We start from the raw sequence: 25,032 nt of genomic DNA on the forward strand, positions 1-25,032 counted from the left end.
GGATGTGATCGACTCCTGGGAGTTGTGAGCGTCGCGGGGCCCCATCCTTCGAGCACCAGGGGCCCGGCCGGTTGCACATCTTGGTCCTTCACCCCGGGTCCGCCGCCACGCCTGCCGCACCACAAGTCTGGAGCACACCCGTTGCGGCGCGGTACCCCAGCGGTGTCAGAGCTGATCGGTAGCGTAGGCCGCGTCCTGAGTGAACAGCTGACGACGCGCCTCGGCGCAGGAGACGAACCACATGGCACCGACCACCAAAGAGGCCCAGCGCGCCGAGCTGCACAAGACGATCTGGCGGATCGCGAACGACCTGCGCGGCAGCGTCGACGGGTGGGACTTCAAGACCTACGTGCTCGGCACCCTGTTCTACCGGTTCATCTCGGAGAACCTCACCTCCTACGTCAACCGGGGCGAGCACGAGGCGGGCAACCTCGAGTTCGACTATCCGCTCTTGTCCAACCGAGAGGCCGAGGTGGCTCGCACGGAACTGGTGGCGGAGAAGGGCTTCTTCATCTACCCGTCCGAGTTGTTCCAGAACGTGCGTGAGCGAGCGCCGCGGGACGCGAATCTCAACGAGACGCTGGAGCGGGTCTTCAACAACATCGAGGCATCGGCGGTCGGCACGGACAGCGAGGACGATCTGAAGGGCCTGTTCGACGACCTCGACGTCAACAGTTCCAAGCTCGGCAACACGGTCGCCAGGCGCAACGAGAAGCTCGTGAAGCTGCTGGATGCGATCGGCGATCTGCCGCTGGGAGACTTCGAAGACAACGCGATCGACCTGTTCGGTGACGCCTACGAATACCTGATGCAGATGTACGCCTCACAGGCAGGTAAGTCCGGCGGCGAGTACTACACACCTCAGGAAGTCTCCGAGGTGCTCGCGAAGATCACCGTTGTCGGCAAGACCCGGGTGAATAAGGTCTATGACCCAGCCGCCGGATCGGGGTCGCTGCTGCTGAAGTTTGCGAAGGTGCTCGGACGCGACAACGTGGGCGGCTTCTTTGGGCAGGAGATCAACCTGACCACCTACAACCTCGCCCGCATCAACATGTTCCTGCACGACGTGAACTACGAGAAGTTCAACATCGCGCACGGCGACACGCTCACCGATCCGCAGCACTGGGACGACGAGCCGTTCGAGGCGATCGTCTCCAACCCGCCTTACTCGATCAAATGGGAGGGTGACGCGAACCCGCTGCTGATCAACGACGAGCGTTACGCACCGGCTGGTGTGCTGGCGCCGAAGTCGAAGGCCGACCTGGCCTTCACGATGCACATCCTCTCGTGGCTGGCCGTGAACGGTACGGCCGCGATCGTCGAGTTCCCCGGCGTGCTGTACCGGGGCGGCGCGGAGCGGAAGATCCGCCAGTACCTGATCGACAACAACTACGTGGACGCCGTGATCCAGCTGCCCCCGGATCTGTTCTTCGGCACGACGATCGCGACCTGCATCATCGTGCTGAAGAAGTCGAAGACCGACAACGCGGTGCTGTTCATCGACGCCTCGGCCGAGTTCACCCGGGTCGGCAACAAGAACAAGCTGCTGCCCCGGCACCAGCAGCACATCCTCGACACGTTCACCACGCGGGAGGACGTCGACCACGTCGCCACGCTCGTGCCGAACGAGGACATCGCCGCGAACGACTACAACATCGCCGTGTCCTCTTATGTCGTACGGGAGGACACCCGCGAGGTGATCGACATCCGAGCGCTGAACGCCGAGATCGCGCGCATCGTCGCCCGCCAAGCCGAGTTGCGCACCTCGATCGACGCGATCGTGGCCGACCTTGAGGGCACCGCGTAGTGTCGGCGGGCGTGAGTAGGGTGCGGCTATGAGTGAGGGCGAACAGTCGGACGAGCGCCGGGCGCTCGTTCGATCGTCGGCGGCGGAGTACCTGACCTTCGTTGCCGCCACGGGCGACGGCGGTGGTGCGGTCGAGCTGCGCTACGAGGACGAGAACATCTGGCTGACTCAGAAGCTGATGGCTGAGCTGTATGGAGTCTCGGTCCAGATGGTAAGTAAGCACCTCCAGACGCTGTTCGAGAGTGGCGAGCTGCAGCCGGAGTCAGTTATCAAGCGATACTTGATAACTGCCGCCGACGGGAAGAACTACAACACGCAGCACTGCAGCCAGTTCTTGAACCGCCTCGTCTCGATGTACCTCGACTTCGCAGAGTTCCAGGCGATGCGCAAGGTCCCCATGTCGATTCAGGACTTGGCCGCCCGGCTCGACGGCTTCCTCGAGTTCAATGGCACCGAGATCCTGGTCGGCCCCGGCAGAGTCTCAGCGGAGCAGGCAAAGCTGCACGCCGAAACAGAATTCGAGCGGCACCGGACCGTCCAAGATCGGCTGTTCAGTAGTGACTTCGACCGCTTCCTCGAAGCTTCGGACGTGAGTGACAAGGAGACGGCGCAATGAGTCGCATCGACGAACTGACCGCCGAGTTGTGCCCGAATGGTGTCGATTTCAGAACATTGGCCTCCGTTGGACGGTGGTACGGAGGGGGGACGCCATCTAAAGGCAAGGTCGAGTATTGGGAGAATGGAACAATTCCGTGGGTGTCTCCGAAGGACATGGGGAGGCGGGTTGTTGATTCAGCTATCGATTCCATCACTGAAGCTGCAGTGCATGGATCGGCGACGAAGCTAGTGCCGCCAGGGTCAGTTGCGATGGTCGTTAGGTCGAGTATTCTTGACCACACTTTCCCCACTGCGCTCGTGCCCGTTGCTGTCGCTTTAAATCAGGACATGAAGGCTATTGTGCCATTTGGCGGAGTCCTCCCTGGTTATCTAGCGCATCTGCTGAACTCGCGTGGACAGGATATTCTGCGAGTCGCTAGAAAGACCGGCGGATCCGTTGCTTCTATCGAGACCTCCAAGCTCTTCAATTTCCGAATCCCCGTGCCGCCGCTCGAGGTGCAGCGAGAAATCGTGAGAGTGCTGGATCAGTTCACTCAGTTGGAGACGGAGCTGGCGGCGGAGTTGAAGGCGGAGCTGGAGGCGCGACGCCAGCAGTATTTCTACTACCGAGACCAACTGTTGTCCTTCCGCGAGACAGGAGGGGTCCGGTGGATTCCGATTGGTGAGGTCGGAACGATCTTCCGGGGCAAGAGATTCACGAAGGATGATTACGTCGTCGAGGGTGGCATCGGCGTCATCCACTATGGGGAGATTTATACAGAATATGGCGTATCGGCGTCTCGCGTGAAATCGAGGGTGCGCAGTGAGATGGGCCCTTCGCTGCGGTACGCAACGAAAGGCGACGTTGTGCTGACCGACGTTGGCGAGACGGTGGTTGACGTCGGTAAGGCTGTTGCGTGGCTTGGTGAGGAGGACGTAGCCATCCACGACCACTGCTATGTGATCCGGTCTGATGTTGACGCTACTTACCTTGCGTATGTAATGCAGACAAGTGCATTCACCAGAGAGAAAGGAAAGCACATCGCGCGAACGAAGGTGAAGACGTTGTTGCTCAACGGGCTGAAGCGGATCGTCGTCCCCGTCCCGCCGCTGGAAGAACAGCGTCGGATCGTCGCGATCCTCGACAAGTTCGACGCCCTCGTCAACGACCTGAGTGTGGGTCTTCCTGCCGAACTCAACGCGCGCCGAAAGCAGTACGAGTACTACCGCGACAAGCTGCTGACTTTCCGCGAGGCGGCATGATCCCTGCCTTCTTCATCCCGAACCCGCAGTGGCGCGAGCAGATCGACGCGATCGTCGAACTGGTCGGGCGCATCGGCGTCTTGGAGCAGCTCTCTGCGGGTGTGTTGGAACTGCGGCGGCGCAACCGGGTGCTGGCGGTGAGCAGTTCGACGGCGATCGAAGGCAACACGCTGTCGCTCGCGCAGGTGGAGGCGATCGCGAAAGGTGAACCTGTCTTCGCGGCGCCGCGTGAGGTGCTGGAGAACCAGAACGCGCTCGCGGCGTACGCCGCCCTCGACGACCTGGATCCGTGGAGCGTGCCCGACCTGCTGCGCGCGCACGCCATCCTCACCGGTGGGCTCGTAACCGAGTCCGGAGCCTTCCGCACAGTTGGTGTGGACATTGTGAACCCGAAGGGTGAGGTGCTGCACAGCGGCTCGCGCCCAGCGAAGGTGCCCCGCCTGGTGGCGGAGCTGTTGGATTGGGGCCGGACGTCGAACCATCACCCGCTCGTGGTGTCCAGCGCCGTCCACTACCTGATCGAGCACATCCATCCCTTCCGTGACGGCAACGGACGCATCGGTCGACTCTGGCAGACGCTGATCCTCAGCAGATGGCGACCGCTGTTCGCGTCGGTGCCGGTCGAATCGCTGATCCGCGACAACCAAGCCGGGTACTACCTGGCCCTCCAGGCGTCCCACGAGCCCGAGATCGACGCTGCGCCGTTCATCGACTACATGCTCGCCATCATCACGCAGACGCTCACCGAGTACGAGCGCCAGGTCCAACGAAGCACGTCGCCTGACGAGGTAAATGACGAGGCAAGTGACGACCTAAACCAGCGTCTGCTCGCGGTGCTGCGCCAGCACCCGCAGTGGAGCGCGGAGCGGATCGGCCGGCACCTGGGTGTGAGCACGCGCACGGTGCAGCGTCACCGCAACCAGCTTCGCGACGCAGGCCGCGTCCGGCACGTCGGCCCGGCGAAGACGGGCCACTGGGAGGTGATCGATGCAGATCGAGCAGGAGAGCAATGACTGTCGAGCAGGAGATGCAAGCGACTGCCGCTCACGGGCTGAGTCTGTGACCGGCTGGCTGATGTGCGAGGGTGCCTCTCGACGCTGCCGTAGCATCAGGTAGATCTCTCATCTACTCTTGGGCCATGAACGCCATTTCGGTCGCCGAACTGCGACAGAACCCCACTGAAGCGCTGGCGCGCGCCGAGGCCGGCGAGACTGTCATCATCACCCGTCACCGTCACCCCATCGCCAAGATCGTCCCGCTGGACGCGCCGGGCGTCGCCCTCATCCCCGCGCGTAAGCGGGGGCGGGCCAACCTCGATGAGCTGCTTGGTCCCCCACGGCGAACCCACGACGAAGTCGAAGCGTTGCTGGCCGAGATGAAAGAGGATCGGTGAATCGCTACTACCTCGACAGTTCGGTGGCGGCGCACGCGATCCTCGCCGGTGGTCACGCACGGGAGTGGCTAGCCGGTGTCACGGGTGACGACGGTGCGGAACTGATGTCCTCGCGACTACTGCAGACCGAACTCACTCGCACGCTCCGCCGGGAGGGGATCCCCGTCGCCGAGCGGGGCGCGGTTCTCGACTACGTCGCCCTGATCCCGATCACCGAGTCGATCCTGGCCGCCGCCGAGGCGATCACCGAACACACCAAGACACTCGACGCCATCCATCTCGCCAGCGCGCTGGCCATGGGAGGAGACCTCGAACTCGCCACCCACGACATGAACATGCGTCGCCTCGCAGAACTGCTGGGGCTGCGAGTCATCGACCCGGTTGCTGGAACGTCGTGACCGACGTACCTGCCCGTCGCTACGACCCGATCGCGGTGTCCGCGGAAAGCACCGTCGTGGCCGAGTACGTCCCCGAGGCGGTGGCAGAGGCCGCCTACCAGTCGGAGGCCGGGCTGGAGCGGGAGTTCATCCGACTACTGCAGTCGCAGGCGTACGAGTACCTGCCGATCACGTCCGAGGAGCAGCTGGTCGCGAACCTCCGCAACCAGCTGGAAGCGCTGAACCAGATCACCTTCTCCGACTCGGAGTGGCGGGACTTCTTCGAGAACACGATTGCCGGCAAGAACGACGGCATCGCCGAGAAGACCGTACGCATCCAAGAGGATCACGTTCAGCTTCTCAAGCGCGACGACGGTTCGACGAAGAACATCACACTGCTGGACAAGCAGAACATCCACAACAACCGGCTGCAGGTGATCAACCAGTACACCAACGAAGGCCGAGTGCAGTCGGACGGAGTCCGAACTGCTGAGGCCGAGGCAGGTGTCGACGAGCGTAGCGAGGAACATGAGGTCGACCGAGCCGACCCGGCCGACGAGGGCAGTGCGAGCGGGCGCTACGGGAACCGCTACGACGTGACGGTGCTGGTGAACGGTCTGCCGATGGTGCACATCGAACTCAAGCGGCGCGGTGTGGACATCCGTGAGGCGTTCAACCAGATCGACCGCTACCAGCGCGACAGCTTCTGGGCGGGCTCCGGTCTGTTCGAGTACGTGCAGCTGTTCGTCATCAGCAACGGCACGCTGACGAAGTACTACTCGAACACGACCCGCAGCCAGCACCTCAAGGAAGGTCAGGTGTCGGCACGCTCAGCCAGTGGTCGCAACCGCAAGACGTCGAACAGCTTCGAGTTCACGTCGTGGTGGGCGGACGCGCAGAACAGGCCGATCCAAGACCTGACCTCGTTCGCGAGGACGTTCTTCGCCAAGCATGCGCTGCTGAACATCCTGACCCGCTATTGCGTGCTCACCGCCGACCGGATGCTGCTGGTGATGCGGCCGTACCAGATCGTGGCGACGGAGCGGATTCTGCAGCGCATCGAGATCGCCACCAACTACAAGCGTCTCGGTACGATCGCCGCCGGCGGCTACGTGTGGCATACCACCGGTTCGGGCAAGACCCTCACCAGCTTCAAGACCGCACAGCTTGCGTCGGCGTTGCCGAGTGTGGACAAGGTGCTGTTCGTCGTGGACCGCAAGGATCTCGACTACCAGACGATGCGCGAGTACGACCGCTTCCAGAAGGGCGCGGCCAACTCCAACACCTCCACGGCTGTGCTGAAGCGTCAGCTGGAAGACCCCGCCGCGCGGATCATCATCACCACGATCCAGAAGCTATCGATGTTCATCAAGGCGAACAAAGGGCATATGGTCTACGACCATCATGTGGTGATCATCTTCGACGAGTGTCACCGCTCGCAGTTCGGTGACATGCACACCGACATCACCCGCTCGTTCAAGCGGTACAACCTGTTCGGCTTCACCGGGACGCCGATCTTCGCCGCCAACAGCGGCAGCGGTGGCAACCCGCAGTTCAAGACCACCGAGCAGGCGTTCGGAGAGAAGCTGCACACCTACACGATCGTGGACGCGATCACCGACAAGAACGTGCTGCCCTTCCGCATCGACTACGTGAACACCGTCAAAGTCGGCACCGTCACCGACAAGCAGGTCTCCGCGATCGACGCGGAGAAAGCTCTCCTGGACCCGAAGCGGATCGGCGAGATCGTCAAGTACACGCTGGAGCACTTCGACCAGAAGACCAAGCGGGCCTCCAGCTACGAGCACTCCGTCGTCACCAACGTCGCCGAGGCTGCGCGCACGCGACGCCAGGAGGCCGTGCGCCAGCGCAAGCGGGTGCGCGGGTTCAACGCGATCTTCGCGACCGCCTCGATCGATGCCGCGCGCCGGTACTACAACCACTTCCACGTCCAGCAGCGCGAACTGCCACCGGACAAGCGGCTGAAGATCGGTCTCATCTACTCCTACGGCGCGAACGACGCCACCGATGACGGCATCCTCGACGACGAGGCCTTCGACACCGACGCCCTGTCGATAGATGCTCGCGGCTTCCTGGAGGATGCGATCCAGGACTACAACGACCTGTTCGGCACGAGCTACGACACCAGCGCGGAACGGTTCCAGAACTACTACAAAGATCTCTCGCAGCGACTGAAGAACCGCGAACTCGACCTGGTGATCGTGGTCAACATGTTTCTCACCGGCTTCGACGCCACCACGCTGAACACCCTGTTCGTTGACAAGAACCTGCGCGCCCACGGCCTGATTCAGGCCTACTCGCGGACGAACCGCATCCTCAACTCCGTGAAGACCTACGGCAACATCGTCGCGTTCCGCGACCTCGAGGACGAGACCAACGCCGCGCTGGAACTCTTCGGCAACAAGGACGCCCGCGGCGTCGTCCTACTGAAACCCTACGGCGACTACTACGGCGAGTACGCCGAGAAGGTACAGGAGTTGCTGAGCAGGTTCCCGCTCGGGCAGCCGATCATCGGGGAGCGCGCGCAGAAGGAGTTCATCCAGCTGTTCGGCGCGATCCTGCGGCTGGAGAACATCCTCACCTCCTTCGACGACTTCGCCGGCAACGAGATCCTCACCGAACGCCAGGGGCAGGACTACCGCAGCGTCTACCTCGACCTGTACGCGGAGTTCCGCAAGGACAGAACCGCCGAGAAGGAGTTCATCAACGACGACGTGGTCTTCGAGATCGAACTCATCAAGCAGGTCGAGATCAACGTCGACTACATCCTGATGCTCGTCGCCAAGTACCGGGAGCAGTTCGGCGACGGCCAGGACAAGGAGATCCGCTCCGAGATCAGCCGCGCCGTCGACGCGAGCCCGACCCTGCGCAACAAGAAGGACCTCATCGAAGCGTTCGTGGATTCTGTTTCGGTCGACGGTGCGATCGACGAGGAATGGCAGGCGTTCATCGCAGCCAAACGAGAAGCGGAGCTGACGGCGATCATCGAGGAGGAGAACCTTCGCGCCGAGGAGACCCGCGCGTTCGTCGAGACCGCGTTCCGAGACGGCGCACTCCGTGCCACCGGAACTGCGATCACGAAAGTACTCCCGCCCACCTCCCGCTTCGCGGCCGGCGGAAGCCACGGCGAGAAGAAGCAGCGCGTGATCCAGAAGCTCGGCGCGTTTTTCGACCGGTTCTTCGGACTCGGTGCGGCAGGAGCTGGCTAGAGCACCGTCGTTGCCGAGTATGTCCCCGATACGACGGCGGAGGCCGCATGTCGGTCGGAGCAGCTGACTGATGCTGGGCTCTCGTCTTCCGTCTCTCGCACCACCCCGACAGGAATGTCGGTGGTCGCAGCCACGTCGTTGTGGGGCTCGCGGCGGCCCGTCGGTACTCTGGGCGCATGTCGAGCAACGCCGTGACGCCTGAGACGCTCGCTCTGCGCGGGCTTATTGACGCGCACCACGACGAGTTCCACGCGCTCCTGGCCAAGTACTCGGCGACGAAGCCGAAGCTGTTCGGCTCGGTCGCCCGTGGTGCCGCGCATGAGGGCAGTGACATCGACATCCTCGTCGAGATGGATCCCGCGGACGGGAATCTGCTGATGCGGGCATCGGGACTCATGGAAGAGACCAGAGAGTTGTTCGGCCGCGACGACATCGACGTGTTTCCGGTGCAGCTGCTCAAACAGCCTATCTCGCAGTCGGCGATCGAGGACGCGGTCGCACTGTGATCCGCAGCACCGACAGGAGGATCGCCGACATCCTGCAGGCGATCGAGCGATGCCAGAGGTATGTTGGCGCGCTCAGCGACGATGGCGAAGCAAATCTCGTCGATATGGCTGAGGACGCTATTGAGCGGAATCTCCAGGTCATCGGCGAGGCAGCGAACTATTTGCCGGCGGAGCTCACCGAAGCGTGTCCGGAGATCCCGTGGCCGCAGATCCGAGGCTTCCGAAACATCCTGGTCCACCAGTACTTCGGAGTCGATTCCAACATCGTCCGTGACGTCGTCGAAACGCATCTACCGCCACTCGCGGAGGCGCTGCGCCAACGTGCTGGGGGAGATTCGGGGCGGCACCCCCTAACTAATGTGGGCGAGTCGTCATCGGTCGTACACATCGGGGCGATGACCAAGGGTGACGACCACGACGAGCAACCTGCCGTCTTCGACGGTGTAGATGATCCGGTAGTCGTCGACGCGGATCCGCAGGGCGTCACGCCTGCGCAGGGCTTTCGCTCCCGGTGGCCGAGGGCCGACTGTGAGCAAGGCGATCGCTCCCCGGATCCGGGCATGGTCCTGGCGGTCGATCCTCTTCAACGCCCGCAGGGCGGCGGAGCGCACCTCGATCTCGTAGACCATGCTCCTGGGTTCACCAACCCAGGTCAGCTTTGACCTGCGCCCAGGGGATGTTCGGGCCCTCCTCGGCCATCGCGGCGTCGAACGCGGCGACGTCCTCGACCTCATCGGCGGCCTCTCGGAGCCGTCCGTACTCCGCGGGGGAGAGGATCACGGCCTGGGGCTCGCCGCGGCGCTCGACGATCACGGCCTCGCGCTGGGCGGTCTCGATGACGGCGGCAAAGCTCTTACGTACCTCGGAAACGGTGATGGTCGACATCGCTCGATTGTACAAGAATGAGACTAAAAGGTACGTTTCGGCACTGCCCGGCGGCCCATGCCGTCGCCAGCCGGCCGTCACGCCGCAGGTCCGTCCTGGGTCGCGGCCGGCTTGGGCTAACGAACTGTCCGTCGAAATCAGGGTTCACTAGGTGCTTCGCGAACTCGACTCGGCGGACGCGGGAGACCTCTTCGTGTTCCGCAGCGACGACGATGCGCAGCGCTACAACGATGCGCCGTTGCGGGAGCCCGCCGAGGCTATGGCGTTGATCGAGCGGGTGCGGGCGGAATTCGCTGCCGGCGAGGGCGTCTACTGGGCTTTGGCGGTGCCCGACGACCCCCGCGCGATCGGCCTGTTCGGGCTTGGCGGTTGGGATCGGTACCACCGCCGAGCCGAGATCGGCTACAACGTGCACCGCGATCACTGGGGCCAAGGGCTCGCCACCGAGGCGGTCCGCGGCATCCTGGAGTTCGCATTCACCACGATGAACCTCAATCGCATCGAGGCGCTGATCATCGCCGACAACCATCCGTCGGTCCGGCTTGTCGAGCGCGTCGGATTCGTCCGCGAAGGCACGAGGCGAGCGTGCTCGTGGGAAGAAGACGGCGTCTTCCATGACAGTGCGATCTACGGTCTGCTCCAGCGTGAATACCAGGCGACCGGCGTCCGACCCAGCCCACGTCGAGCGTGACTTGAGAAGGTCGCCTGAATCGCCCGCATGTATGCATTGTCTACAATGCATACATGAGCTCCACGGCACCGCTTGGACGACCCATCTCGGTCCGCCTTCCGGAGGATCTTCGCAGGCGCATCGAAGCACTGGCACGCGCCACCCGGCGTAGCCAGGGCGACGTCGTCCGCGAGGTGCTTGAGCGCGACTTGGCGAGGCTGGAGTGGGAGCAGCGAATCGCCGCTCGTGCGGCAGATCTGCGTGCGGGCCGGGTGCAGGCCGTACCCCTCGACGAAGTCGAGCGTGAACTGGGCCTGGACGGAGTCGTTATCGACCCGCGCATCGTGGATGACATCGAGTGAGTTGGCAGGTGGCTCTGTCGCCCGAGGCGGCGAAGTGGCTTCGCAAGGCCGATCCGCAGGTCGCACGACGCATTCGCGACGCGCTCCGCGTGGTGGCGGCGCTGGACGACCCGCGCAGCAGGGGCAAAGGCCTCACCGCGGGATTGGCCGGCCTATGGAGGTATCGGGTCGGCGACTATCGCGTGATCTGCGACATCCGGGATCGCGAACTGGTGATCCTTGCCCTCGACGTGGGCAAGCGCGACGAGATCTACGGATAGTCGACCGACGCCCCGCACTCCGGTCGCCAAGAGCCTTGGGTGTCGCAGGACAGGCACGGTACGCGGGTAGCGCCGTCTGCGCGATCCCGGCGCGACTCGTCCGCTGCCCGCCGCGCCAGCGCCGTCGTCGAGGGCAAGCCGTATAAGGTGCCCTGGTGACATCTGCCGGCTCGTTCCTCCGCCGCTACGCCCACGTCGGCCGGCAGTTTCTGAAGTTCGGCGCCGTGGGCGGCGCCGGGGTCGTGGTCAACATGCTGGTGGCCATCGTCATGAACAAGGCCAACGGCGGCACCGTCAACGCCCAGAACATCCTGTTCAGCATTCCCGGCACGCCGTTCAACTTCCGCTTCACGATCTTGGTCTGGATCGTCGGCTTCCTGGTGGCGAACCTGTTCAACTTCCAGTTGAACCGGCACTGGACGTTCCGGCACGGGCAGAAGGCCCCCTGGATGAAGGAGTTCCTGCCGTTCCTGGCGGTCGGCAGCGCGGCCGCACTGGTCGGCATCTTCATCAAGATCGGCTTCACCAACCCGACCTCGCCGCTCTATCTGCCCGAGCCGTGGTTCCACGAGAACGCCGGACTGCAATCCCGCGAGTACTGGGCGCAACTGCTCACCATCGTGATCACCACGCCGATCAACTTCCTGGTCAACAAGCTGTGGACGTTCCGGCACGTCCGCCGGCGGCACGCCGAGACCGAGACCCCCACCGCCGTCCGGTAGGCCCATGCATCTGAAGTCACTGACCCTGCGCGGCTTCAAGTCGTTCGCGTCCACCACCACCCTCGCCTTCGAACCCGGTATCACCTGCGTGGTCGGGCCGAACGGCTCGGGCAAGTCGAACGTCGTGGACGCCCTCAGCTGGGTGATGGGCGAGCAGGGCGCGAAGTCGCTGCGCGGCGGCAAGATGGAGGACGTCATCTTCGCCGGCACCTCCGGACGCGCGCCGTTGGGCCGGGCCGAGGTCACCCTCACCATCGACAACACCGACGGTGCGCTGCCGATCGAGTACACCGAGGTGACGATCAGCCGGACGATGTTCCGCTCCGGTGGCTCCGAATACCGGATCAACGGCAGTACCGCGCGCCTGCTCGACGTCCAGGAGCTGCTCTCCGATTCCGGCATCGGACGCGAGATGCACGTCATCGTCGGGCAGGGCCAGCTGGATTCGATCCTGCAGGCCACCCCCGAGATCCGCCGCGGCTTCATCGAAGAGGCGGCCGGCGTCCTGAAGCACCGCAAGCGCAAAGAGAAGGCGCTGCGCAAGCTGGAGGCGACCGGTACCAACCTGAACCGGCTGACCGATCTGCTGGCCGAGATCCGTCGCCAGCTGAAACCGCTCGGACGCCAGGCCGAGGTGGCCCGCAAGGCCGCGGTGATCCAGGCCGAACTGCGCGACGCCAAGGCCCGGCTGATCGCCGACGACTACATCATGGCCACCCTGGCGCTGCAATCGGACCTGGCCGTCGAGGCCGATCTGAAGGCCCGTCGCGCTTCGGTCGAGGCCGCCCTGGACGCCGCTCGCGCCGCCGAGACCGACGCCGAAGCCGCTGCCCGTGAGGCGTTGCCCCGGCTCAACGCTGCCCAGGAGACCTGGTACGGACTGGCCGGGCTGCGGGAACGGCTGGCGTCCACGATGACGATCGCCGGCGAACGCGTCCGGAACGCCGAGAACGCCGGCGACGGCGACCGGCCGGGACGCGATCCGGAGCTGATCGAGCGCGAGGCCGCCGAGATGCGCAAGGCCGAGGAGGCGCTCAACGTCGAGGTGGCGCAGGCCGCGCAGGCGTTGACCGACGCGACCGCGGCCCTGAAGCAGACCGAGGCCGCCCATGAGCAGGCGGAGCGCAGCTACGCCGCGCACTTGCGGGCGATCGCCGACCGCCGCGAGGGTCTCGCCCGGCTGACCGGCGAGGTCAACACGTTGCGCAGCCGCACCGAGGCCGCCGGTGCCGAGATCGAACGGCTCAGCTCCGCCCGCGATGACGCGCTGGCCCGCGCCAGCGCCGCGACCCGCTCGTTCGCCGCGTTGGAGACCCGGATCGCCGGGGTCAGCGACGGCGAGTCCGGCCTGGACGCCGCCTACGAATCCGCCGCCGCCGAGGTGGAACGGATCGAGGCCGGGCTGGCCGACGTCCGGCGCGCCGAGGCGAAGGCGCAGACCGAGCGGGCCACCCTGGCCGCCCGGCTGGACGCGTTGGCGTTGGGCCTGGAACGCAAGGACGCCTCCGCGGCCCTGCTCGCCGCCGGCGACGCGGTGGGCGGGCTGCTCGGCTCGGTGGCGACCCTGATCGGGGTCGAACCCGGTTGTGAAGTGGCGATTTCGGCGGCTCTCGGGTCGGCCGCGGACGCCGTCGCGGTCGCCGGGCTGGACGCCGCCGTGGGCGCGTTCGGGCATCTGAAAGCCGAGGATCTGGGCCGTGCCGGACTGTTGCTGGGCGGCTCGGCCCATCCGGACGCCGACTGCTGGCCGACGTTGCCGGGCGGGGCGCGCTGGGCGATCGACGCGGTGACCTGCACCGACCAGGTGAGGCCCGCGCTGGCCCGGCTGTTGCTGAAAGTCGCCGTGGTGGACGATCTGCCGGCCGCCCGCGCACTGGTCGCCGACCTGCCCGACGTCACTGCGGTGACCCGCGACGGCGACGTGCTCAGCCAGTGGTTCGCCGCCGGCGGATCGTCGGCGAAACCGTCGCTGATCGAGGTGCAGGCCGCCGTCGACGAGACCGAGTCGCGGCTGGCCGGCGTCCAGGCCGACCTGGAACGGGCCCGGTTCGCGCTCGCCCAGCACGAGGCCGAGCTGGCCCAGGCGCGCGAGCGGGCCGAGGCGGCGCTGGCCCGGCTGCACGAATCGGACGCCGAACATGCCGCACTGGCCGAAGAGCTGGCCACGCTCAGCCAGACCACCCGTGCCGCGCAGGCGGAGGCCGAGCGGCTGGCGGCGTCCATCGCGGCGGCGCAAGCCACCCGCGAGCAGAACCGCACTGCGCTGGCGGCGTTGGAGCAGCGCCTCGAACTGGCCTCGGCGCAGACCGAGGTGACCGAGGCCGACCCGTCCGAACGCGACCGGCTGAGCGTGCTGGAGCGTGCGGCCCGCGGTGCCGAGATGGAGGCCCGGCTGGCGCTGCGCACCATCGAGGAGCGCGCCCGTGCGCTGGCCGGACGTGCCGACTCGCTGACCCGTGCCGCCGCCGCGGAACGTCAGGCGCGAGCACGGGCAGCCGCCCGTCGCGAACAGCTGCGCCGCGAGGCTGCCGACGCGCGTGCGGTCAGCGAGGCCGCGATCTGGCTGCTCGGCCGGGTCGAGGCGTCCCAAGAGCTGGCCGCCGCCGAACGGTCCGCGGCGGAGGCCGCCCGGCTGGCCGCCGAGAACACGCTCACCGAGGCGCGGCGTCGCGGCCGGGAGTTGGCCAAGGAGTTCGAGGACCTGGTCGCCCACGTCCATCGCGACGAGCTGGCCCGGGCCGAGCAGCGGCTGCGGGTCGAAGCGCTCGCCGAGCGGGCCCTGGTCGAGCTGGGCCTGGACGCCGACGTGCTGGTCGCCGAATACGGCCCCGACCAGCTGATCCCCGTGCTGACCAGGGCCGATGGTTCCGCGCTCGGGCCGGACGAGCGTCCCGAACCGGTGCCGTTCGTCCGGGCCGAGCAAGAGAAGCGGCTCCGGACGGCGGAACGCAACCTCGGCGTCCTGGGCAAGGTGAACCCGCTGGCCCTGGAGGAGTTCGACGCGCTGCAGGAACGGCACGCCTTCCTCGCCGAGCAACTGGACGACCTGCGCAAGACCCGCGCCGACCTGAGCGAGATCATCGAGCAGGTCGACGCACGAGTGCAGGAGGTGTTCGCCGCCGCCTACGCCGACGTCGAAAAGGCCTTCGAGCACTCCTTCGCGCGGCTCTTCCCCGGTGGCGAGGGACGCCTGGTGCTGACCGAGCCGGGGGAGTGGCTGACCACCGGCGTGGACGTCGAGGCGCGTCCGGCCGGCAAGAAGGTGAAGCGGCTGTCGCTGCTCTCCGGTGGTGAACGCTCGCTGGTCGCGGTCGCGTTCCTGGTCGCGCTGTTCAAGGCCCGGCCCAGCCCCTTCTACATCCTCGACGAGGTCGAGGCCGCCCTGGACGATGTCAACCTCGGCCGGCTGCTGGAGATCTACGAGGAACTGCGCGAGAACTCGCAGCTGCTGGTGATCACCCACCAGAAACGCACCATGGAGATCGCCGACGCCCTGTACGGCGTCACGATGCGCTCCGACGGTGTCTCCGCGGTGATCAGCCAGCGGCTCCGCGACTGAGTAGCCGGGGCCGCTGCGCGGCCATCGTGGGTTCGGGAAGAGTTCGGGTTGGTGCGGTTGGTCGCGGGGCAGGACCGTGGCGGTGTGGATCGTGGTCGACCTCGGTTTACCTTTCGTGCTGGTGACCGACTACCCAATCGGCCAGTTGACCACCCAGTCGGCTAGTCGGGCTGCCGTACTAGCGCGCACATCGAGAGGGACTTGGCGGGTGATGTAAAGTGTGGCCATTCCTGGAATGGCTAAATGTCGAGAAAGGGCGAGTCTGTGACGGAGTTCTCGATCCTGTGTGTGGCCATCACGGGGTTCCTGGTTGTATTGAGCATTCTCATGCTAATTCTTATCCGCAAGGTCAGGGATGGGACCCTCCAGCGTCCTGATGGTATGTTTAGCGGTTTTGGCCTCCGAACTCCGGCAACTTTGGCCAGTGATGAGGCCTGGCAGGCAGGGCATCATGCCATTCTTCCTTGGGCTTGGGTAACCGTCGTGGCGGGGTTCGCGGGAGCCTGTGCCGCCCTGGGCGGCCTGGTGTTGGGAGATGATCGGACCGGCTTCGCGATTTGCGATGGTTGGAGTTGCCGCGGTCATTGCAATATCCGTGGTCATCGCACTCGTCGGCAGCGCCGCGGCCGCGAAAGTGGGCAGATGATCGATCGTCCGAGAGTTCAGGTCGTCCCTATCCGAGCGAATGAACTCTCGAAATATGGGGTTTCCGACCTGACCTCGGTGTGCGCACGCTATAGGTGGGGAAACGAACTTGGCAAGAGAGGAGGCGGCGGGGTGGAAGCATCCGCCCGCGGCTGCTCCTTGCCGTCGCATCCAAGGTGGCAGAGGTTGGCGGCTCCAACGCTGCGGCGTTTGACTGTCGGCGCCAGGAACTTCCGGCCACGATGCGGCATACTGGGCACCACCCGTCCGGAAGGTTCATAAACGTGGCTGTCGCACTGCTGGTGATGGTGGTGATCCTGGCCGTGGCCATCGGCATCGTCGCCGTGGTCGCCATGGGAATCCAGGGCGCCGGTCGCGAGCGGGCACCCGAACTCGCCAACGTGATGGCCGAGACGGCCAGGCACCTCAACGGCGACGCCGAACCTCCGCAGGGACTGGTCGGGTTCTTCGAGGAGATCCCCGATATGCGCAAGGGCTCGGACGGCGCCGCCAAGTCCGAGCCGTCCGCCAAGTAGCAGAACAAGCACCGATTTCGCCGGACGGGCTTGTCGAGCCCGGAACGGCCCGCTGCTGACAAGGTGTTTCGGCAGACTCAACCCGCCTTGGTCGCGCTTCTTAGTGCGGCGCGATGTCGAGTTGTAGCTCGTTCCAGACCACCGCACCGAGCCGGCGGACGCCGTCCGCGAGCCGGTGGGACGGCGCCGGTCCGGCCTCCGCGAACCACGACACCATGACGGTGTGTGCGTGGGGCCGCCACGTGCCACAGACCTGGCCGTCGCGGATGATGGCGTTGCCCCCATTGGTGATCAGCGCTCGCCGTGCCGGGGTCACGATGAGGGGGTCGGCGGTACCGGGACCGAGCATCCACGGGTCGTATCCGGGCAGCAGGACGACCGCGTCCGACGGTTCCGTGGCGGCCATCTCGTCCAGGTCTGCGGTCAGCGCCAGGCAGGGGAGTCCGTCCATGCTCACTGCGGTGACCACGTCCGCCAGTTCGGCGAGCCAGCCTGCGAGCCGACGAGTGGGGACCCCGAGGCCCTCGCTGAGCCAGTACTGAAGATTGGCCTCGGTGGCCGGCCCGTAGGCATGCAGATAGTGGACGATCGCACGGCGCCCGGCGTCCTCCACGTCCGGCAACCCCGGCCAGTGGGGATCGCCGCGGAGCAAGCGGAAGGTGGCCTGTCTGCCTCGGGCCGGGCCGAAGCAGATGTCGCCCCACCAGTGCAGCGGCTTGTAGAGGGTGTCGGCACCCGCGCCGGTGGCGGCCGCGTCGGCCAGCCGCCGCAGCGTCGGCGACCGCCGCAGGTGTTCGGCGATCTCGTCGCGAGTCAACGGACCGTCGGCCAGCGCCGTGCGGATCGCGTCGCGAACCGGCTCCCAGTCGTCCACGACGATGTCGCCCTGGCGCTGCCACCGGTCGGTTCGCCAGATCGCGGTGACGGTGCGGACGGCGAGCAGCACGGCGCCGATCTCGGGGGCGAACACGTACGACCCGCCTCGGAACGCGTAGCTGCGGATCAACTCGCCGACCTCCACCGCACGCGGAACCACATCTGGAACGGGCTCGGCCAACCGGACCCCGAACGCCAGGTCGGCGGTCCGGTCGGGCCAGCCGCGCACCGCCAGGACGCGCTCGGCGACGTCGGTCGCGTCCGTCCCGGACGCCGGATCGAGGCCGTGCCGGCGGAGCCGCCAGGCCAGCGCGCGTCTCCCGTCCAGTTGCATACGCCGACGGTATCCCGCGACCGCCGGGCGGACTCGACCGACGAACCGGGCGCTCGCCGCCCCCGCGGCACCCGTAGCATGAGCCGGTGGATTGGATCTCCTGGCTCATCGTCGGCGTCCTGGCCCTCGCGGTCGTGGTCGCCGGCATCGTTGTCATTGCTCGCCGCAGGTCGCTGCCGCCGGCGCCTCGGCGTCCGGTATTGCCCAGCGAGCCCGAGACCTCCGCCGGTCCGGACGCCGGCGCCGCCGAGCCGGAGACGTCCACCGGAACCGCCACACTGGAGCGCCCCGAGGCGCCGTCCACCCGGATGGCCAGGCTGCGCCGCCGGCTGGCCGGCAGCAACAATCCGCTGGCCCGCGGCCTGCTGTCGATCCTGTCGTCCGATCGGCTGGACGCCGACGTCTGGGACGACTTCGAGGCCACTCTGATCACCTCCGACCTCGGCGTCGGCCCCACACAGGAGCTGACCGAGGCGCTGCGTCGCGAACTCGCCGTCGACGGGGTCAGCGATCCGGCCCACGCGAGGGCTGTGCTGCGGCACGAACTGCTCAGCCTGGTCGGTCCCGGCGTGGACCGCTCGCTCAACCTGCACGGCGCCGACGGCAAGCCGGCCGTGGTCCTGGTGGTGGGCGTCAACGGCACCGGCAAGACCACCACGATCGGCAAACTGGCCCGGGTCCTGGTGGCTGAGGAGAAGTCGGTGGTGCTGGGCGCCGCGGACACGTTCCGGGCCGCCGCCGCGGAGCAGCTGCAGACCTGGGGTGACCGGGTCGGCGTCCCCACCGTCCGCGGCCCCGAGGGTGGCGATCCGGCAGCTGTTGCCTACCAGGCCGTCCAGCGCGGCATCGACGAGGGTGCCGACGTGGTGATCGTCGACACCGCCGGACGCCTGCACACCAAGACCGGCCTGATGGACGAACTCGGCAAGATCAAGCGGGTCATCGAGAAGCTGGCCCCGGTCACCGAGGTGCTGCTGCTGCTCGATGCCACCACCGGACAGAACGGGCTGATCCAAGCTCGGGTGTTCGCCGAGGTGGTGCAGATCACCGGCATCGTGCTGAGCAAACTGGACGGCTCCGCCAAGGGCGGCATCGTCGTCCAGGTCCAGCGCGAGCTCGGCGTCCCGGTGAAGCTGATCGGTCTCGGCGAGGGCGTGGACGACCTGGTCCCGTTCGAGGCCGAGCAATTCGTGGACGCTCTGCTCACCGACTGAGCGCCGCGACGGGCACCCGTCCGAGCCGGTCGCGACGGCGTTCGGTGGGCTACCGGTACGATGTCCGGGATACCCGACTGCGTGAGGAAGCCCGTTGTTCGACACCCTGCAAGACCGCCTCTCCGAGGTCTTCAAGAACCTGCGCGGCAAGAGCCGGCTGTCCGAGGCCGACATCGACGCGACCGCGCGCGAGATCCGGCTGGCGCTGCTCGAGGCCGACGTCAACCTGGGCGTGGTCAAGGAGTTCATCGCCAACCTGAAGTCGCGCGCCCTCGGTGCCGAGATTCACAAGGCGCTCAACCCGAGTCAGCAGATCATCAAGTTGGTCAACGAGGAACTGATCGCGATCCTCGGCGGCGAGACCCGTCCGCTGCGGTTCGCCAAGCGTCCGCCGACGGTGATCATGCTGGCCGGTCTGCAGGGCTCCGGTAAGACCACGCTCGCCGGCAAGCTCGGCCTGTGGCTCAAGGGGCAGGGACATTCGCCGCTGCTGGTGGCGGCGGACCTGCAGCGTCCGAACGCGGTCAACCAGCTGCAGGTGGTCGGCGAGCGCGCCGGCGTCCACGTCTTCGCGCCCGAGCCGGGCAACGGCGTCGGCGACCCGGTGCAGGTGGCCCGGACGTCGATCCTGCACGCGATGAGCAAGCTCTACGACGTGGTGATCGTCGACACCGCCGGCCGGTTGGGCATCGACGCCGAGCTGATGCAGCAGGCGTCCGATATTCGCAGCGCGGTGAACCCGACCGAAGTGCTGTTCGTGGTCGACGCGATGATCGGCCAGGACGCGGTGAACACTGCCAACGCGTTCGCCGAGGGCGTCGGCTTCGACGGCGTGGTGCTGACCAAGCTGGACGGCGACGCCCGCGGTGGTGCCGCGCTGTCGATCGCCAAGGTGATCGGCAAGCCGATCATGTTCGCCTCCAACGGCGAGGGCTTGAAGGACTTCGACGCCTTCCACCCCGACCGGATGGCGTCCCGCATCCTCGGCATGGGCGATGTGCTCACCCTGATCGAGCAGGCCGAGAAGACCTTCGACGCCGAGCAGACCCAGAAGGCGGCCGAGAAGCTGCTGGGCGGACGCGGCGAGTTCGGCCTGGACGACTTCCTGCAGCAGATGCAGGCCGTGCGGCGGATGGGTCCGCTGTCCAAGATCCTCGGGATGATGCCCGGCATGGGCGCCATGAAGGACCAGATCAACAACATCGACGAGCGCGAGATCGACCGTCTCGAGGCGATCATCAAGTCGATGACCCCGGCCGAGCGGGCCAACCCGAAAATCCTGGACGGCTCTCGCCGCACCCGGATCGCGAAGGGTTCCGGAACCACGGTCACCGACGTGAACAGCCTGGTCAACCGGTTCTTCGACGCCCGCAAGATGATGCAGCAGCTGGGTGGCCAGATGGGCGGCATGCCCGGTCTGCCCGGCGGACGCCGCCAGCCGCAGCGTCAGGCGGCCCGGCCGAAGCGCGGCAAGGGCGTCTCCGGCAATCCGGCCAAGCGGGCGGCCGGTCCGGCCGCCGTGCCCGCCGCGCAGCAGCAGCCCGAGTGGAACCCGGCGGACGCCTTCGGGCTGGGCGCCAAGCCGTCGGACGCCGATCTGGCGAAGGCGCTCGGCGACTTCCAGCTGCCCCCCGATCTGCAGAAGATGTTCAACCAGAAGAACCAGGGCCCCCGCTGACCCTCACCCACGCGGTGGTCGAGCTTGTCGAGACCCTGCGGCGCCGTCTGGTGAACTTCAACCGGCGACGCGACCGCAGTGACAGGATCGGATCATGACCCACAGCCATGACATGCCTCCCGGTTTGGGGCCGCTCACCTCGCTGACCCACACCCACGACGGGCACACCCATACCCACGTCCGCAGCGAGGTTCCGGTCGGACCACCGCAGCGGCTGCATCTGCGGGGCGTCGTCCTGCCCGACGGGGAGGAGCGCGATCTGTGGCTGCACGACGGGGTGATCGGCTTCGAACCGCTGGCGGACGCCATCACCATCGCCACCGAGGGCTGGATCATGCCGGGCCTGGTGGACGCCCACTGCCATGTCGGTCTGGAATCACACGGGGCGGTCAGTGAGGAGCGCGCGGAGGAGCATGCGATCATCGATCGTGAGGCGGGTGCGCTGCTGCTGCGCGACGCCGGTTCGCCGCTGGACACCCGGTTCTTGCAGGACCGTGAGGACCTGCCGAAGATCATCCGGGCCGGACGGCACATCGCCCGGCCGAAGCGCTACTCCCGCAATTTCGCCGAAGAGGTGGAACCCGACGAGCTCGTCGACGAGGTGGTCACCCAGGCCGAACGCGGTGACGGCTGGGTCAAGATCGTCGGCGACTGGATCGACCGGGACGCCGGCGATCTGACCCCGTTGTGGCCCAAGGAGGTCGCGAAAGAGGCGATCGAGGCCGCCCACGCGCATGGGGCGCGAGTCACCGCGCACTGCTTCGACGAACGCTCGGTCGCCGAACTGGTGGACGCCGGAATCGACGGCATCGAGCACGGCACCGGCCTCGACGACGAGACCATTGCCGCCATGGCCGAACGTCAGGTCTCGCTGGTGCCCACCATGGTGAACCTGGAGAACTTCCCGAAATTTGCCGCCGCCGGCGAGGCCAAATTCCCCCGCTACGCCGCCCATATCCGGGCGCTGCACGCCCGGCGGTTCGAGACCATCGGCAAGGCGGTGGACGCCGGCGTCGGCGTCTATGCCGGCACCGACGCCGGCGGCGTCCACGGGCACGGGCTGATCGCGTCCGAGATCGAGCTGCTGGCTCAGGTCGGCGGCAACGACTTCGCCCTCGGTGCGGCGTCCTGGAACGCGCGCCGTTGGCTCGGTCACCCTGGTATCGAGGAGGGCGCACCCGCCGACATCGTGGTGTTCGCCGAGGATCCGCGGGTGACGATCTCCGTGGTGCGCGAGCCGGTGCTGATCATCCTCAACGGACGCGTGGTGGGTGGGTCTGCGGCGGCCTGAGATCCCGGCGTTCGCCGGGATGACGAGGGTCGGGACGCGGGGGTGCGAGCCCCGTCATCCCGTGCTCGACACGGGATCTCAATGCGGGACGGCCGGGTGGGCATGTCACGCGCCGTCCGGGACTACTGTCCGGACATGGAACCGCATCGGCTGAGCCGGCAGGACGCCCGCCGCATCGCCGTCCGGGCTCAGCTGCTCGACGCCGACCGTCCCGCCCTGGTCGCCGAGGTCGTCGATGAGCTCACGGTGCTCAATATCGACCCCACCGAGGCCATCGCCCCTAGCGAAGACCACATTCTGTGGTCGAGGCTGGGTGGCGGCTACGAGCACGCGCAGTTGCAGGAGTCCGTCGAGACCGACCGGACCGTGTTCGAATACGACGGCATGTACCGGGCGATCGCCGACCTGCCGCTGTACCGGGCGCTGATGCGGCGTCCGTTGCGTTACCAGAAGCCGGCCGACTGGCTGGCCGCCAACGACCGCTTCCGCGGCGACGTGCTTGCCCTCTTGCGAGAGCGGGGCCCGCTGCGGACCGGCGAGATTCCGGACACCGCCCAGCAGCCCTGGGGTTCGACCGGCTGGACCAACGATCGAAACGTCACCATCCTGCTGGAGCTGCTGGTGCGGTTGGGAGAGGTGGCGATCGTCGGCCGTACCGGGCGCGAGCGCCGCTGGGATCTGGCCGAGCGCTGGTACCCGGCCGATCTGCCCGAGGTGCCCGACGCCGAGGTGGACGCGCGACGCGACGAGCGGCGGCTGCAATCCCTGGGCATCGCGCGCGCGAAGCAGACCGCGGTGCCGTTGGAGCGGATGGACGTCGGCGCCGCCGGCGAACCCGCGGTGGTGGACGGGGTGGCGGGCCTCTGGCGAGTCGATCCGGTCGGCCTGGACGACCTGGCCCGCCCCTTCGAAGGCCGGACGGCGCTGCTGTCGCCCTTCGACCGCCTGGTCTTCGATCGGGCCAGAGCGATGGCCCTGTTCGGCTTCGAGTACGCCCTCGAGATGTACAAGCCGGCCGCCAAACGCCGATGGGGCTATTTCGCCCTGCCGATCCTGCAGGGCGATGCGCTGATCGGAAAGCTGGACGCCAAAGCGGACCGGCGGGCCGGGGTCTTGCGGGTATTCCGCGTCCATGCCGACGGCGACTGGACGTCCGAGACCGCCGAAGCGGTCCGAGCCGAGATCGGTGCCCTGGCCGAGTGGCTCGGCCTGGAGATCGACGAATCCGAGGCGGCAGCCGAACGGTGAGACCGGGCGTCTCGTTCCGGCGCGAATCGCGCGAACCGGCTGCGGCGGCCGGCGGTGCGCCGGGAGAATGACCTTGTGACCAAGGACATCTTCACCGACCGCGATATTGCCGACGGCACGGTCCGCGCGGCCCTCACCGAGCTCGTCCGGCGTCCGCTCTCCTGGGTGACGACCACGTCACCGGACGGCGAACCGTGCGTCGCCGCGCAGAGTTTCGTCACTCTGGTCTCGGTCGATCCGCCGATGGTCGGGGTCAGCCTGTTCGGCGAGCAGCAGACCCTGGCCAACATCGAGCGCAGCAACGAATTCGTGGTGTCCCTGGCCACCGCGGAGAGCGTGCGGCGGGCGACCTTGATCGCCGGCGGCCTGCACCCCGACATCGACGAGTTCACCGCGGGACTGCCGTTGGAGACCGCCGACACCGTGGGCGTGCAACGGCCGTCCGATTCGTCGGTGCACCTGGAATGCGGGCTGCAGACCGTGCTGAACTTCGGCAACGGGCACCTGGTGATCGGACGCCTGACCGCGCTGGTGGTCGACGGCGACACCGCACGCGACGGCGTCCAGTTGGTGGCCGACAGCCTCGCCGGCGTCGGCGGCTGAGATCGGCAGAGAGCGGCTCCGAACCGGGAGCGCCGGCTTCACCCGACAAGGTGCGGACGCCGGCGTCGCGGTTCGCGGTTTCGGTGAGCGATCTGGCACAATATGGGGCGCGTCGTCCGCGCCGGTGCCCTCTCACCTCCGGTTCGGTCGGTCCACCCGAGACTCGCGTTCATTCCCCACAATGAGCGTCGGCCTCACCCGTCCAGCCTGGCAGACGTTGTCCAGGCTTTCCCACAGGAGAAACCACACACGTGGCTGTCAAGATTCGTTTGAAGCGGCTCGGCAAGATCCGCTCGCCGCACTACCGCATCGTCGTCATGGACTCGCGCACCAAGCGCGACGGCCGTGCGATCGAGGAGATCGGCCTCTACCAGCCGAAGAACGACCCTTCGGTGATCAAGGTCAACTCCGAACGGGCGCAGTACTGGCTCGGCGTCGGCGCCCAGCCGACCGAGGCCGTCGTCACCATCTTCAAGCGCAGTGGTGACTGGCAGAAGTTCACCGGCGACTCCTCGGAGTCGGGCATCGCCCCGCAGGCCGAGAAGGCCGACAAGGTCGCCCGGTTCAACGCCGCGCTGGCCGAGGCCGACGACGCGCCGGCCGCCGGGGCGATCAGCACCGGCAAGAAGCGGGCCGCCGAGTCGGACGCCGCTGACGCCGACGAGGCCTGATCGTGCTCGCCGACGCCCTGGAGCATCTGGTGCGCGGCCTTGTCGCGAACCCCGATGAGGTGCGCGTCTCCGATTCCGACCGGCGTCATCCGCGCACCCTCGAGGTCCGGGTTCATCCCGAGGACATCGGCAAGGTGATCGGACGCCAGGGCCGCACCGCCGGTGCCCTGCGCACCGTGGTCAGCGCTCTGGCCGGCCGCGAGACGGTCCGGGTCGACTTCGTCGACGTCGACCGGCGGCAACGCCAGCGTCGCCGCTGATCATCGGCGACTACAACCATACCGACGCCCCTGAGCCTGCTCAGG

General features: G+C 66.9%; 24 protein-coding genes and 1 pseudogene. 22 read left to right on the plus strand and 3 right to left on the minus strand.

Going from position 1 to position 25,032, the window contains the following annotated elements:
- The first annotated feature begins 241 nt into the window (after window positions 1-241).
- The 9 genes and pseudogenes from QM619_RS11315 to QM619_RS11355 form a co-directional block, all read left to right on the plus strand.
- Window positions 242-1,807 carry a type I restriction-modification system subunit M gene (locus QM619_RS11315; protein ID WP_415108372.1) on the plus strand — a complete coding sequence of 522 codons (1,566 nt, stop codon included), beginning with the start codon at window positions 242-244 and terminating at the stop codon, window positions 1,805-1,807.
- Window positions 1,808-1,835: 28 nt separating this feature from the next.
- Window positions 1,836-2,423 (plus strand): RhuM family protein, encoded by a 588-nt coding sequence (gene rhuM / locus QM619_RS11320; protein ID WP_415108375.1) that lies wholly within the window; start codon window positions 1,836-1,838, stop codon window positions 2,421-2,423.
- Complete coding sequence (locus tag QM619_RS11325) at window positions 2,420-3,667, plus strand: restriction endonuclease subunit S (RefSeq protein WP_415108378.1); 1,248 nt, start codon at window positions 2,420-2,422, stop codon at window positions 3,665-3,667. Before rhuM ends, QM619_RS11325 begins: the two co-directional genes overlap by 4 nt.
- Window positions 3,664-4,680 carry a Fic family protein gene (locus QM619_RS11330; RefSeq protein WP_415108380.1) on the plus strand — a complete coding sequence of 339 codons (1,017 nt, stop codon included), beginning with the start codon at window positions 3,664-3,666 and terminating at the stop codon, window positions 4,678-4,680. The genes QM619_RS11325 and QM619_RS11330 overlap by 4 nt, the downstream gene beginning before the upstream one ends.
- A gap of 125 nt (window positions 4,681-4,805) precedes the next feature.
- The gene (locus tag QM619_RS11335) at window positions 4,806-5,060 is read left to right on the plus strand and encodes a type II toxin-antitoxin system Phd/YefM family antitoxin (protein ID WP_415108383.1); all 255 of its coding nucleotides are present in this window, start codon (window positions 4,806-4,808) and stop codon (window positions 5,058-5,060) included.
- On the plus strand, window positions 5,057-5,458 hold the full coding sequence (locus QM619_RS11340) for a type II toxin-antitoxin system VapC family toxin (protein ID WP_415108386.1): 402 nt from the start codon (window positions 5,057-5,059) through the stop codon (window positions 5,456-5,458). The genes QM619_RS11335 and QM619_RS11340 overlap by 4 nt, the downstream gene beginning before the upstream one ends.
- Window positions 5,455-8,667 carry a type I restriction endonuclease subunit R gene (locus QM619_RS11345; protein WP_415108389.1) on the plus strand — a complete coding sequence of 1,071 codons (3,213 nt, stop codon included), beginning with the start codon at window positions 5,455-5,457 and terminating at the stop codon, window positions 8,665-8,667. Before QM619_RS11340 ends, QM619_RS11345 begins: the two co-directional genes overlap by 4 nt.
- Before the next feature lie 176 nt (window positions 8,668-8,843).
- A complete protein-coding gene (locus QM619_RS11350) occupies window positions 8,844-9,173 on the plus strand; it encodes a nucleotidyltransferase family protein (RefSeq protein WP_415108392.1) in 330 nt (109 codons plus the stop codon).
- A pseudogene (locus QM619_RS11355) lies at window positions 9,170-9,478 on the plus strand (DUF86 domain-containing protein); the annotation flags it as partial. The gene QM619_RS11350 and the pseudogene QM619_RS11355, both read left to right, overlap by 4 nt.
- Before the next feature lie 66 nt (window positions 9,479-9,544).
- Here QM619_RS11355 and QM619_RS11360 read toward each other — a convergent pair.
- Complete coding sequence (locus tag QM619_RS11360) at window positions 9,545-9,907, minus strand: type II toxin-antitoxin system RelE family toxin (RefSeq protein ID WP_415108562.1); 363 nt, start codon at window positions 9,905-9,907, stop codon at window positions 9,545-9,547.
- The gene (locus tag QM619_RS11365) at window positions 9,813-10,058 is read right to left on the minus strand and encodes a type II toxin-antitoxin system Phd/YefM family antitoxin (protein WP_415108394.1); all 246 of its coding nucleotides are present in this window, start codon (window positions 10,056-10,058) and stop codon (window positions 9,813-9,815) included. Before QM619_RS11365 ends, QM619_RS11360 begins: the two co-directional genes overlap by 95 nt.
- A 151-nt stretch (window positions 10,059-10,209) precedes the next feature.
- Here QM619_RS11365 and QM619_RS11370 point away from each other — a divergent pair, with 151 nt between their 5' ends.
- From QM619_RS11370 to QM619_RS11395, 6 genes are all read left to right on the plus strand, one after another.
- Window positions 10,210-10,749 carry a GNAT family N-acetyltransferase gene (locus QM619_RS11370; protein ID WP_415108397.1) on the plus strand — a complete coding sequence of 180 codons (540 nt, stop codon included), beginning with the start codon at window positions 10,210-10,212 and terminating at the stop codon, window positions 10,747-10,749.
- 53 nt (window positions 10,750-10,802) lie between these two features.
- Entirely contained in the window at window positions 10,803-11,090 is a 288-nt protein-coding gene (locus QM619_RS11375; protein ID WP_415108400.1) for a ribbon-helix-helix protein, CopG family, read from the plus strand.
- Window positions 11,087-11,350, plus strand: coding sequence for a type II toxin-antitoxin system RelE family toxin (locus QM619_RS11380; protein WP_415108403.1), 264 nt, complete (start codon window positions 11,087-11,089; stop codon window positions 11,348-11,350). The genes QM619_RS11375 and QM619_RS11380 overlap by 4 nt, the downstream gene beginning before the upstream one ends.
- Window positions 11,351-11,601: 251 nt before the next feature.
- Entirely contained in the window at window positions 11,602-12,072 is a 471-nt protein-coding gene (locus QM619_RS11385) for a GtrA family protein (RefSeq protein WP_415108565.1), read from the plus strand.
- 4 nt (window positions 12,073-12,076) lie between these two features.
- A complete protein-coding gene (smc, locus tag QM619_RS11390) occupies window positions 12,077-15,631 on the plus strand; it encodes a chromosome segregation protein SMC (protein ID WP_415108406.1) in 3,555 nt (1,184 codons plus the stop codon).
- Between the two features lie 929 nt (window positions 15,632-16,560).
- A complete protein-coding gene (locus QM619_RS11395) occupies window positions 16,561-16,812 on the plus strand; it encodes a hypothetical protein (protein ID WP_415108409.1) in 252 nt (83 codons plus the stop codon).
- Between the two features lie 100 nt (window positions 16,813-16,912).
- Here QM619_RS11395 and QM619_RS11400 read toward each other — a convergent pair whose 3' ends face one another.
- Window positions 16,913-18,022, minus strand: coding sequence for a DNA glycosylase AlkZ-like family protein (locus tag QM619_RS11400; protein ID WP_415108412.1), 1,110 nt, complete (start codon window positions 18,020-18,022; stop codon window positions 16,913-16,915).
- Between the two features lie 86 nt (window positions 18,023-18,108).
- Between QM619_RS11400 and ftsY the strand changes: the two genes are divergently transcribed.
- The 7 genes from ftsY to QM619_RS11435 all read left to right on the plus strand — a co-directional run bounded on the left by ftsY (window position 18,109) and on the right by QM619_RS11435 (window position 24,987).
- Window positions 18,109-19,236 carry a signal recognition particle-docking protein FtsY gene (gene ftsY, locus QM619_RS11405; protein ID WP_415108415.1) on the plus strand — a complete coding sequence of 376 codons (1,128 nt, stop codon included), beginning with the start codon at window positions 18,109-18,111 and terminating at the stop codon, window positions 19,234-19,236.
- 94 nt (window positions 19,237-19,330) lie between these two features.
- The gene (gene ffh / locus QM619_RS11410; protein ID WP_415108418.1) at window positions 19,331-20,914 is read left to right on the plus strand and encodes a signal recognition particle protein; all 1,584 of its coding nucleotides are present in this window, start codon (window positions 19,331-19,333) and stop codon (window positions 20,912-20,914) included.
- Window positions 20,915-21,008: 94 nt separating this feature from the next.
- On the plus strand, window positions 21,009-22,205 hold the full coding sequence (locus tag QM619_RS11415; protein ID WP_415108421.1) for an amidohydrolase family protein: 1,197 nt from the start codon (window positions 21,009-21,011) through the stop codon (window positions 22,203-22,205).
- 135 nt (window positions 22,206-22,340) lie between these two features.
- Window positions 22,341-23,453 (plus strand): DNA glycosylase AlkZ-like family protein, encoded by a 1,113-nt coding sequence (locus tag QM619_RS11420; protein WP_415108424.1) that lies wholly within the window; start codon window positions 22,341-22,343, stop codon window positions 23,451-23,453.
- 75 nt (window positions 23,454-23,528) lie between these two features.
- The gene (locus tag QM619_RS11425; RefSeq protein ID WP_415108427.1) at window positions 23,529-24,056 is read left to right on the plus strand and encodes a flavin reductase family protein; all 528 of its coding nucleotides are present in this window, start codon (window positions 23,529-23,531) and stop codon (window positions 24,054-24,056) included.
- A gap of 251 nt (window positions 24,057-24,307) precedes the next feature.
- The gene (gene rpsP / locus QM619_RS11430) at window positions 24,308-24,727 is read left to right on the plus strand and encodes a 30S ribosomal protein S16 (RefSeq protein ID WP_415108430.1); all 420 of its coding nucleotides are present in this window, start codon (window positions 24,308-24,310) and stop codon (window positions 24,725-24,727) included.
- Between the two features lie 2 nt (window positions 24,728-24,729).
- Window positions 24,730-24,987, plus strand: a complete 258-nt coding sequence (locus tag QM619_RS11435) for an RNA-binding protein (protein WP_415108433.1) — start codon at window positions 24,730-24,732, stop codon at window positions 24,985-24,987.
- Window positions 24,988-25,032 lie beyond the last annotated feature (45 nt).

It is taken from the genome of Micropruina sp. (genome assembly GCF_047606665.1).
Lineage (GTDB): Bacteria > Actinomycetota > Actinomycetes > Propionibacteriales > Propionibacteriaceae > Micropruina.

Bases quoted from the DNA above. Each gene is read 5' to 3' on its own strand.
- QM619_RS11335 (WP_415108383.1), top strand. From the start codon at position 4,806: ATGAACGCCATTTCGGTCGCCGAACTGCGACAGAACCCCACTGAAGCG.
- QM619_RS11350 (WP_415108392.1), top strand. From the start codon at position 8,844: ATGTCGAGCAACGCCGTGACGCCTGAGACGCTCGCTCTGCGCGGGCTT.
- QM619_RS11400 (WP_415108412.1), bottom strand. From the start codon at position 18,022: ATGCAACTGGACGGGAGACGCGCGCTGGCCTGGCGGCTCCGCCGGCAC.
- QM619_RS11415 (WP_415108421.1), top strand. From the start codon at position 21,009: ATGACCCACAGCCATGACATGCCTCCCGGTTTGGGGCCGCTCACCTCG.
- QM619_RS11360 (WP_415108562.1), bottom strand. From the start codon at position 9,907: ATGAGGTCGAGGACGTCGCCGCGTTCGACGCCGCGATGGCCGAGGAGG.
- rhuM (WP_415108375.1), top strand. From the start codon at position 1,836: ATGAGTGAGGGCGAACAGTCGGACGAGCGCCGGGCGCTCGTTCGATCG.
- QM619_RS11325 (WP_415108378.1), top strand. From the start codon at position 2,420: ATGAGTCGCATCGACGAACTGACCGCCGAGTTGTGCCCGAATGGTGTC.
- QM619_RS11420 (WP_415108424.1), top strand. From the start codon at position 22,341: ATGGAACCGCATCGGCTGAGCCGGCAGGACGCCCGCCGCATCGCCGTC.
- QM619_RS11365 (WP_415108394.1), bottom strand. From the start codon at position 10,058: ATGTCGACCATCACCGTTTCCGAGGTACGTAAGAGCTTTGCCGCCGTC.
- QM619_RS11330 (WP_415108380.1), top strand. From the start codon at position 3,664: ATGATCCCTGCCTTCTTCATCCCGAACCCGCAGTGGCGCGAGCAGATC.
- QM619_RS11315 (WP_415108372.1), top strand. From the start codon at position 242: ATGGCACCGACCACCAAAGAGGCCCAGCGCGCCGAGCTGCACAAGACG.
- QM619_RS11385 (WP_415108565.1), top strand. From the start codon at position 11,602: ATGCTGGTGGCCATCGTCATGAACAAGGCCAACGGCGGCACCGTCAAC.
- QM619_RS11375 (WP_415108400.1), top strand. From the start codon at position 10,803: ATGAGCTCCACGGCACCGCTTGGACGACCCATCTCGGTCCGCCTTCCG.
- smc (WP_415108406.1), top strand. From the start codon at position 12,077: ATGCATCTGAAGTCACTGACCCTGCGCGGCTTCAAGTCGTTCGCGTCC.